General features: G+C 66.1%; 2 protein-coding genes. Both read right to left on the bottom strand.

Going from position 1 to position 1485, the window contains the following annotated elements; genetic code table 11:
* Window positions 1-173: 173 nt before the first annotated feature.
* On the bottom strand, window positions 174-512 hold the full coding sequence (locus tag Mterra_RS21200) for a hypothetical protein (RefSeq protein WP_147373032.1): 339 nt from the start codon (window positions 510-512) through the stop codon (window positions 174-176).
* Window positions 513-519: 7 nt separating this feature from the next.
* Window positions 520-1422, bottom strand: coding sequence for a hypothetical protein (locus Mterra_RS21195; protein WP_119316869.1), 903 nt, complete (start codon window positions 1420-1422; stop codon window positions 520-522).
* Window positions 1423-1485: the final 63 nt, after the last annotated feature.

Genomic DNA, 1485 nt, shown 5'->3' with positions numbered 1-1485 from the left:
GGCGGGGGCTGTGGCAGCTTGGGGGGCCTCCGCCTCCCCCCGGTAGGCCCGGGCCAGCTCGTGGGCCGCCCGGCGGTACCCCCCGCAGTACCCCCCGCAGGGCCTACTCGGCCTGCTTGACGCCGTGGTATTTGCGTTGGGATTCTCTGGAAGCTTCCTTCACGCCCCTACCCCTATAGAATCTTGGCCGCCCGCATGATGGCCGGGATCAGCACCACGTCATCGAAGGTCGGGCCGTCGTAGTCTTTGCGCTTATTTGCTAGCCCCTTGAAGTAGTCCCAGTTGGCGGCGTGGAGGAAGGTGTCCACCCCGTCACGGACGTGCTCGAGCATCCAGGGGTGGTCCTCCTCGGGGATCTCGGGGTAGGAAGTACGCAGGACCTGCAGGCACAGCCGATCGACGAGCTCGCCGCTCACCTGCTCGCGGCGGTCCACAGCCTTGAAGATCTCGGCCAGGGTCTTGCCCCTGACCACGTGGTAGTGGCTATGGGTCAGCTCTGAAGGTTCCTTCACGTCCACGTTACTTCCTCCCCTTAATCCTACGGTTTAGCTCGAACACCCAGCTCTCATCGAAAGAGCGGGTCCTGCCCACAAACTGCAAGGCCCCTCCCCTGCCCGCCGTGGGATAGGCCGAGGTGGTGAACTCGTAGTTGGCGACGTCAGGGTTGTTGCCTGTAGGTCTGGGAACCTTGACTGCTTCAATGTCCAACGCACTCTTCGGGATCTTGATGACCACCTCGGGCAGCCCGTCGGTGAAGCCGTACCAGCGGCCCTCCAACTGCGACATGTAGGCCGCCTCCTCCGCGCTCAGCGTGCCCACGTTGGTCATGAAGGAGTCCTCGCTGATCCGGCCTGCCTTGAGGTACTTCTCGACGGCGTACCGGGACGTGTAGCGGTAAACATACTCTTCTTTCTCCAGCAGCGCCAGCAGCAGCTTTCTGTACCGCTCCCCGAACTGGGCGTCGCGCAGGCGCTCCGCCTCGCTGAGCTCGGCCAGCTTGCGGGGCATCTTGCCCTGGTACAAACTGTCCAATACCTCATTGCGAACAGCGGGATCTTTACTATTCAACAACATTAGCTCCTCCCGTGTCAGGTTCCTGGTCTGCACCGGGTACTCGAGCTTGAGCCTCGCCAGCTCCTCCACGAACCCGGGCCTGATGCTCCGGGGGTCCATCTCGCGCAGGGCCCGGGACACGCGGGCGGCGGGGTGCTCGGCGAGCAGGCGCTCGAGCGCCGCGGGGCCGCGGGCGGTCTGGAGCAGGGCCTTCAGCTCGAGGGGGTCGGGGATCTTGCCGAGGAGGCGCTCGAGCCGCCGGGCGTCGTTGCCCGCCAGCCGCAGCAGGGCCTGGCGCTGGGCGGGCTGGAGCTTGGCGAGGGCCCGGCGCGGCGAAGGAGGCGCGGTTGAACAGCGGGGCCTCCTCATGGTCCGGCGGGTTGAACAGGCACTCGAAGCAGCCCTCCCCCCGGCCCGTCAGCAGGGCGTGCC

Source organism: Calidithermus terrae, from assembly GCF_003574345.1.
GTDB classification, from domain to species: Bacteria; Deinococcota; Deinococci; order Deinococcales; family Thermaceae; genus Calidithermus; species Calidithermus chliarophilus.
The sequence above is the reverse complement of the archived record's forward strand: the minus strand, read 5'-3'. Positions and strand labels throughout refer to the sequence as shown.

Excerpts from the sequence above, each read along its gene's own strand:
- Mterra_RS21195 (WP_119316869.1), bottom strand. The coding sequence starts at position 1,422 with ATGAGGAGGCCCCGCTGTTCAACCGCGCCTCCTTCGCCGCGCCGGGCC.